Here is an 8,045-nt window from a genome sequence, read left to right as displayed (position 1 = left end):
GCTCCCGAAGCGCCCGCCGCGCCCCCGGCCCCGCCCCGGCCGCCCCGGCCGACGCGGCCACCCGCGCCGTGCGCCGCCGGGACGCCCGCCGTGCCCGCCCAGGCACCCGCGCCGCCCCCGTCCGTGCCCCCGGTGCCCGACCCGGCCCCGGCCACCCCCGCGCCCCGCGCACCCGCCGCACCCGCACCCCCGCCCGCCCCGGCGACGCCCGCACCCGCACCGGAGACGTCCCCCGACGCTCCCGACCCGGTCCTGCCCGTCAAGCCCGCCAAGGCGGTCGCGCCCCGGCCGGTCGTCCGCCCGGCGACCGTCGCGGACGAGGACGCGGCGGGCACGCCCTGCCCCTCCTGCCGCACGCCCAACCCGCCCGGTCGGCGCTTCTGCCGCCGCTGCGCCGCCCGGCTCGACCCGGCGGCCGCGCAGGCCGCGCTGCCCTGGTGGCGCACGGTGTGGCCGTTCCGCCGCCGAGCCCGCGCGGGCTCGGGCCGGGGCACCCGCCTCGTCGTGATCCTCGCCGTCCTCGTCGCCCTGTGCGCCGCCGGAGTGCTCCTCCTGCCCGCCGGGCGCGTCCTGTTCGAGGACACCCTCGACAAGCTCGGCAAGGCCAAGGCGGTCACCCCCGCGAGCACCGAGGCGAGCGCCGAACTGCCCCGGCACCCGGCCGCCAACACCACCGACGGCCTGAGCAACCGCTACTGGGGCGCGCCCGCCCCGGACCCCTCGGTCACCTACACCTTCGCCAAGCCCTTCCGCCTGGTCGCCGTCATCCTCACCAACGGCCCGTCCAAGTCCCCGGAGACCTATCCGTCCCAGGCCCGCGCCCTCCGCGTCACCATGGACGTCACCACCCCGGACGGCGACACCCACCGCAAGACCTTCACCCTCAGCGACAAGCCGGGCCCGCAGACCTTCCCCACCGGCATCAGCGACGCCAAGACCGTCCGCCTCACCCTCCAGGACCCGGCCGGCCTGAAACCGGGCCGCCATCTCGCCCTCGCGGAGGTCGAGTTCTTCCAGCGCACCCGCTGAACACGCCGCTGAACACGCGCGCCCGGGGCCGTGCCCACCACGTGTTCTCGTGGGCACGGCCCCGGGCGGGCGACGGCTCAGGTGCGGGCGACGGCCGTCAGCGGTGCCGGTTCGCAGGCGGGACGCAGCACATGCCGGACCAGGTTGAGGACGGACACCGCGGTGCCGCCCTCCGGCAGCCGCTCCTCACGGATGAGACCGCGCAGCAGCAGACCGCGCAGTGACCTGGTGACATCGCCCGGCGACCCGCCGACCAGGCTCAGCACCTCGTCCGTCGGGCAGGCGCCGCCCCGGCGCGCCAGCACGGCCAGCAGCCGGGCCGGCCCCGGGCGCAGGCCGCTCACCGTCCCTCGGATGAGCATGCCGAGATCGGGCTCCCCCATCGGCCCGGCGGAGGACTCGCCCGGGAAGAAGTCCCCGGAGAAGACGGGCTCCACCAGATGGAGGGGATTGTCCCGGGCGACCGCGAGCAGTTGCTCGGGCGCGTACATCGGCAGCCAGCCCGCCGCGGTGTTGAGGGCCAGCGGAATGCCGTCCAGCTGCCGGCAGAGTCCGGCGATCGCCTCGGTGACGGCCGCCGTCTGCCGCAGCGCGGGGCGCGTGTAGCGGACATGGGACGACATCAGCCGGACCGCCGCGCCCGCCGGGCGTTCCCCGCCCCGGTCCGGCCCCCCGGCGGGCCCCCCGACGGGCAGCGCCGCGAGGGGCACGGCCCGGGCGCCGAGGACCGGCAGCGGAGCCCGGGCCGTGACGAGCACCTGGAGTCCGTCGCAGCCCGCGAGCAGCCTCAGCAGGCTGTCGCGGTCGACGGCGGCGTCCTCGTACCCGTCGAGGACCAGCAGGGTCCGCCGGCCGCCGATGAGCCGGACCAGGTCCTCCAGCGGTCCGCGCCCCGCCAGCCGGTCGAGCGTCCAGGCGGTGAGCAGGGCCTGGGCGCGGTCCGGTTCCGGGGCCGGTCCGGACGGCAGCAGGCCGGTCGGGGAGGAGGAGACGGGCAGCCACAGGACGCGGGCCTCCCGCTCCGCCTCGTAGCGGCGGGCCACCGCCAGGGCGAGCCGCGACTTGCCCACCCCGGGCAGGCCCACCAGCGAGAGCAGCCGTTCCTGCCCGGTGAGCAGGGCCCCGGCGACCACGTCGAGCTCCCGCTCCCGCCCGATCAGCGGCGAGGTCGCCGCCGGGGGCGAGGCGACCTGCTCCTCGTACATCTGCCGCACGGTGCTGTCCACGGCGTCGTGACCGGAGCCGCTCTCCAGCAGGACGCGGTGGGAGCCGGAGAGGCCGAGCGCGTCGGCCAGCAGCCGGATCGTCTCCCGGCGCGGGCGGTGGGCCCGGCCGAGTTCGAGATCACGGATCGCCCTGACGCTGATCCCCGACGCGGTGGAGAGCTGTTCCTGGGTGAGCCCGGCCCGTCGGCGGGCGGTCTGGAGAGTGGCACCGAATCGCGGGAACTCGATGCCCGTGTGCACCTGGCGCATGCCCCTCACCTGCCTTCGCTGCGTGTACCCACGTCCGGATGCACTGTCATACGGCGACTCCGTGTCCGGCGTCGCCGACGCCGACCGCGTTCCACCCGAGGTCGGACCTCGGGCCCGCGGGCCGGGGGGAGTCCCAGCCCAGGTCCCCCGCGGCCGCCGGGTGGGCGTTCCAGCCCAGGTCGGACCGGGGTGCCACCGGCTTGGGGCCGTTCCAGCCCAAGTCGTCCTGCGCGGCGGCCGGGTGCGCGTTCCAGCCGAGGTCGTCCTGCGCACCGGCGGGCTGCGCGTTCCAGCCCAGGTCCCCCTGCACGCCCGCCGGGTGGGCGTTCCAGCCCAGGTCCGTCCTGGGCGCGATCGGCTTGGGGCCGTTCCAGCCCAGGTCGGAGGCGACCGCGTAGACGGGCGCCGTCCCCCGCGCCCGGTCGGACGCCTCCCCCTGCACGGTGAGCAGAACGCCGGCGGCCGCTCCCAGCAGCACGCCCGCCAGCGCGGCCTCGCGTGCCCCCCGGCACACGCGGCGCACCGCTCCGTTCGTCTCCCGGCCTCTTGCCGACCCCGTCACAGAAATCTTCGTCATGGCTGTTCCCCCCACAGTTGTGACATGGCTGAATCGGTTTGTTTCGGTGATCTGGAGGCTAGATCGCGGCGAACTAGGATCACCACGATGCAGGGGGGCCAGATCCTTGCATCGCAGAGATCTGAGGGGGGCAAATGGGGGAAGAGCGGGATCAAATACTGCCGGAGTTGCCGAAAGAAGCACTCGCCGCATACGAGCTGGCACTCAGAAGCACGGACCTCGCGCTGAACGCGGACGTTCCCGGGGTGGACGCTCTCGTCCAAATAGGACTGCTGGAGCCGACGGCCGACGGCACCCGGCTGAAGCCGGTCGATCCCCGTCTGGTGGAGGCCCGGCTCTCCGCCCAATGGCGCACCCGGGCATGGCAGATGGAGTTGCAGGCAGCGGAGGTGGAGCACCGGCTGGCGCCCACCCTCCAGCTCTTCATGGACCGGGCCCGGCCCGAGGGGGCCGCCCCGGCCGTCGAGTATGTGCACGGCATGCCGGCCATCCGCGACTTCGTCGACCGCGTCACGCGCGAGGCGACGGAGGAGATCCTCACGGCCCAGCCCGGCGGCGGCCGTCCCGCCCCCGTGCTGAAGGACGCACTGCCCCTCGCCCTGGAACACCTGGGCCGCGGAGTGCGGATGCGGACCCTCTACCAGCACCCGGCGCGTTTCAACGCCCCGGTCAAGGCGTACGTGGAAGCCGTCGTCGAGGAGGGGGCGGAGGTACGGACCCTCGACGAGTTCTTCGAGCGGCTCTTCGTCATCGACCGCTCGATCGCCATTCTGCCGACCGGCGAGGACCGCACCTCCGCCGCGGTGATCCACGACGAGGCGCTGGTGCGGTTCCTGACGGACGTCTTCGAACGGAACTGGCAGCGGGCCGCGCCCTTCGAACCCGGCACGGCGACACAGGCGTCGGCGGAGGTCCTGCCCGACATCCACAACATGATCAAGCGCCTTCTCGTGGAGGGGCTCACCGATTCGGTGATCGCGCGAAGGATCGGCATCAGCGAACGCACCTACCACACCCACCTGGCGCGCATCCGGGAGAGCATGGGTGCGCGGAGCCGCCTCCAACTCGGCTATCTCCTCGCGAAGGAGGAGCTGAGCAGAGGGGAGACGGCTCCGCGACCGGAGGCACCCTCGGACGACGCCTAGCGGGACAGGGACCGCCCTAACGCAGGCAGTGCGGCAGCCGGTGGACCGGGCCGGCCGGCGGCACGTCCGCGCAGGCCGTCCGGACCGTGGCGAGCACGTCGTCGAGGTGGTCGTTCAGGTAGAAGTGTCCGCCGGGGAAGACGCGCATGGTGTACGCACCCGTGGTCAGCCCGCGCCACGCGGCGAGGCCGGTGACCGGAGCTCCCCGGTCGCCGGCCCCGCCCAGGACCGTGAGGGGCATGTCGAGCGGCGGTCCGGGGACGAACCGGTAGTCGTCGCACACCTGGAAGTCCGCGCGGAAGACGGGCAGCAGCAGCTCCATCAGCTCCGCGGACCGCAGGACCTCGTCCGGCGTGCCGCCCAGGCACTGGATCCGCGCGGACAGTTCGGCGTCGGAGAGCTCCCGCACCGGGCGCCGGCGGCCGGGACGGTCCACCAGGGGCGGAGCCGCCATCCCGGACACCACCAGATGCCCGGGGGCGCGGTCCAGCTCCGACATCCGGCAGGCGACCTCGTAGGCCAGCAGAGCGCCCATGCTGTGGCCGAACAGGGCCCAGCGCTCGTCGGCCCGCTCCACGAGCGCGGCGCACAGACCGTCGGCGATCTCGGCGGCGGCCGTGGCCGACGGCTCGGCGAAGCGTGACTCCCGCCCCGGCAGCTGCACCGGGACGACATCGACGTCGGTTCCCAGGCGTCCGGCCCAGGCGCGGTAGGCGGAGGCTCCCCCACCGGCGTGCGGCAGGCAGTAGAGCCGCAGCCGGGAGGGGTCCGGGGCCGTGTTCCCACGGGGGAACCAGCGCCCGGCGGCGGTCGCCCTCCCGTCCGCCGTCGAGGTCGTCGCACTCGTCGTGGTCGTCGTGGTCGTCGTGGTCATCGTGCTCGTCGTCATGGTGGTTCTCCTCATCGCCGGCCGGTGGGCCGGGTCTCGGGCGCGGATCCCGGTGCGGGCGCGTGCGCCGCACCGACCGGGTCCGCGGAGTGCTGTGTTCCCGGCCCGCCCGCGGGCTCCTCGCCCATGTCGGCGAGCAGGGCGGCCACTTCCTCGTCCGACAGGTTCTCGATCTCCGAGAGCAACGACTCGACGCCCTCGGTCCGGCCCTCGTCCCCGCGCTGCGCCGCGAGCACGGCGATCTCCGAAGCCAGGGCCCCCACCTCCGGGTTCTCGAAGAGGGTGCGCAGGGGGAGCTGGACGCCGAAGTCCGAGCGGATACGTGCGGCGAGGCGGGTCGCGAGGAGGGAGTGCCCGCCGAGGGCGAAGAAGTCGTCGTCCAGACCGACCTGTTCGACTCCCAGCACCTCGGCGAACAGCTCGGCGAGCAGCCGCTCGTCCAACGTCACCGGTGCGCGGTAGGGGGCGCGTTCGGTGGTGAGGTCGGCGTCGGGCAGGGTGGCGCGGTCGACTTTTCCGTTCGGGGTGAGAGGCATGGTGTCCAGGGGCACGATCACGGCCGGGACCATGGCCTCGGGCAGCAGCCGGCCCAGCGCGGTCCGGAGGGCGGTGGGGTCGGCCCCGGTGACCGCGTAGGCGACCAGGGCGGTGGCGCCGGCCGCGTCCGGGCGGGCCAGCACGACCGCGTCGCTCACCCCGTCCAGGCCCCGCAGCGCGTTCTCCACCTCGCCCAGCTCGATCCGCTGGCCCCGGACCTTGACCTGGTGATCACGACGGCCCAGGAACTCCAGCTCCCCGTCCGGCAGATACCGCACCAGGTCACCCGTCCGGTAGAGCCGTGCACCGGGCACCGAACCGAAGGGGTCGGGCACGAACGCGCCCGCCGTCCGGGCCGCGTCGTCCAGATAGCCGCGCCCGACACCCGCACCCCCGACGAACAACTCGCCGGGCACCCCCACCGGCACGGGCCGGAGGGAGGGATCGAGCACATAGAGCCGCGTGTTGCGTACGGCGCGCCCGATGGGGATGTGCGGCCGGACCATCGGCGTGGTCGCGGTGAGGTGGGCGTGGGTGACGTCGTCGGAGCACTCGGTCGGACCGTAGGCGTTGACGATGTCGATGCCCGGGAAACGCTCGAACCACCGCGCGCACAGGTCCGGCGGCAGGGTCTCCCCCGTCACCACGAGCAGCCGCAGACAAGGCAGTTCGGGGACCAGCTCGGGTGCCGTGTCCCAGGCGTCCAGCGTGGCCCGCAGCAGAGACGGAACGACCTCCAGGACCGACACACGGTCCCGATCCGCCCGGGTGAACAGCCCGGTCGCATCCGACGCCGTGGAGTCCCCGTACACAGCGGTCCGGCCGCCTACCACCAGCGCGGCCACCATCTGCCACACGGAGATGTCGAAGGTCAGCGCCGCGTTCTGCACCAGCACATCGGCACCGGTCAGAGCGAGATCGTCCACCTTGGCGAGCAGGTGGTTGTTCATTCCCGCCCGGTGCACCATCGCGCCCTTGGGACGCCCCGTCGAACCCGACGTATAGATCACATACGCCAGGTCATCGCCCCCGCCACGCACCGGCACCAGCTCCGACAGCGCGTCCCCCGCCCCCGGAACCACCAGGACGAGCGCACCGGTTCCGGCTGCGGCGGCAATCGACTGGGCCTCGGCCTCGTGTCCCCGTTCCGCCACCACATACCGCGCGCCGGAGTCGGCGAGCATGTCCGCCTGGCGTGCGAGGGGCGCCCGCACATCAACCGGGACGTACGCCCCGCCGGCACCCAGCACGCCCAGGAACGCGATCACCGCGTCCACACCGCGACCGCCGGCGTAGACGACCCGGTCGTCCGCACCGACACCCGCCGCCAGCAGCACACCACTCAACCGGCTAGCCCGACCGACCAGCTCCGCGTACGACACCTCACCCGCGTCGTCCGACACCGCCACCGCATCCGGCGACGCGAGCGCATGCTCACGCACCCGGGAGACCAGGCACGCCAGCTCGTCCGCGCGGTCCGTCGCGTTCCACTCCTCCAGCAGGAGCGAGCGCTCCGCCTCCGACACCGCCGTCAGCTCCCGCACCCGCACACCCGCACCACCGGCCACCAGCCGGCAGCCGCGCACCACATCGTCCAGCACGCCCCGCACCGAGGACTCCACGAACACATCCGTGCTGTATTCGAGGGCCAGGGACAGCCGGCCGGAGTCGGTCTCCTGGGCGAGGAGCATCAGGTCGAACTTGGCCGTGGTCTCCTCCAGGGCCAGTTCCTCCATGCGCAGACCGCTGGGACCGGACGTGGTCCGAGGGGCGTTCTGGAAGGCGAGCATCACCTGGAACAGCGGGTTGCGGGAGTGGTCGCGCGGGACGCCCAGTTCGTCGACGAGTCGTTCGAAGGGGACGTCCTGGTGGGACAGGGCCTCGACGGAGGACCGGCTCACCCGGTCCAGCAGACCGGCGAACGACTCCTCGTCCGCCACCCGTGTCCGCAGCGGCAGGGTATTGACGAAGAACCCGATCAGGGCCTCCGTCTCCACGCGTGACCGTCCCGCGACCGGCACACCGATCACCACATCCGCCTGCCCGGCCCGACGCGCGAGCACCGCCGCCAGCACGGAATGCACGACGTTGAAGAGGGTCGCGCCCCGCTCACGGGCGATCTCGGTGAGCCGGGTGACCAGGTCGGGGTCCAGCGCGTCGAGAAGCTGGGCACCCCGGTGGGTCGGCACCGCCGGGCGGGGGCGGTCGGTGGGCAGGTCCAGCACGGGCGGTGCTCCATCGAGAGCGGTCCGCCAGTAGTCGAGCTGCTCCGCCAGAACCTCACCCGTCAACCACTCACGCTGCCACACCGCATAGTCCGCGTACTGCACCGGCAGCTCCGGCAACTCCACACCCTCGTACGCAGCCTGCACCTCCCGCAGCAACACACCCAC

At 73.7% G+C, this 8,045-nt stretch carries 6 protein-coding genes; 2 read left to right on the top strand and 4 right to left on the bottom strand.

The annotated features are described in order from the left end of the window. On the top strand, window positions 1-1,029 hold a 1,029-nt coding region (locus ABZ457_RS30105; RefSeq protein ID WP_359164099.1), incomplete at its 5' end, for a zinc ribbon domain-containing protein. A 77-nt stretch (window positions 1,030-1,106) separates the two neighbouring features. Here ABZ457_RS30105 and ABZ457_RS30100 read toward each other — a convergent pair. Both ABZ457_RS30100 and ABZ457_RS30095 read right to left on the bottom strand, forming a co-directional pair. Continuing rightward, a complete protein-coding gene (locus tag ABZ457_RS30100; protein WP_359164096.1) occupies window positions 1,107-2,504 on the bottom strand; it encodes a helix-turn-helix domain-containing protein in 1,398 nt (465 codons plus the stop codon). Between the two features lie 46 nt (window positions 2,505-2,550). Beyond that, complete coding sequence (locus ABZ457_RS30095; RefSeq protein WP_359164093.1) at window positions 2,551-3,081, bottom strand: hypothetical protein; 531 nt, start codon at window positions 3,079-3,081, stop codon at window positions 2,551-2,553. A 167-nt stretch (window positions 3,082-3,248) separates the two neighbouring features. On the opposite strand from ABZ457_RS30095, the gene ABZ457_RS30090 reads away from it, so the two are divergent. Then, complete coding sequence (locus ABZ457_RS30090) at window positions 3,249-4,226, top strand: helix-turn-helix transcriptional regulator (RefSeq protein ID WP_359164090.1); 978 nt, start codon at window positions 3,249-3,251, stop codon at window positions 4,224-4,226. A gap of 16 nt (window positions 4,227-4,242) precedes the next feature. Here ABZ457_RS30090 and ABZ457_RS30085 read toward each other — a convergent pair whose 3' ends face one another. Both ABZ457_RS30085 and ABZ457_RS30080 read right to left on the bottom strand, forming a co-directional pair. After that, complete coding sequence (locus ABZ457_RS30085) at window positions 4,243-5,115, bottom strand: alpha/beta fold hydrolase (RefSeq protein ID WP_359164087.1); 873 nt, start codon at window positions 5,113-5,115, stop codon at window positions 4,243-4,245. An 11-nt stretch (window positions 5,116-5,126) separates the two neighbouring features. Beyond that, window positions 5,127-8,045, bottom strand: a 2,919-nt coding sequence (locus ABZ457_RS30080; protein WP_359164084.1) for an amino acid adenylation domain-containing protein, incomplete at its 5' end; no start/stop codon positions are given.

The sequence above is a fragment of the Streptomyces sp. NPDC005805 genome (genome assembly GCF_040630445.1).
Taxonomy (GTDB): Bacteria; Actinomycetota; Actinomycetes; order Streptomycetales; family Streptomycetaceae; genus Streptomyces.
This window is presented reverse-complemented; position numbering and strand designations above follow the sequence as displayed.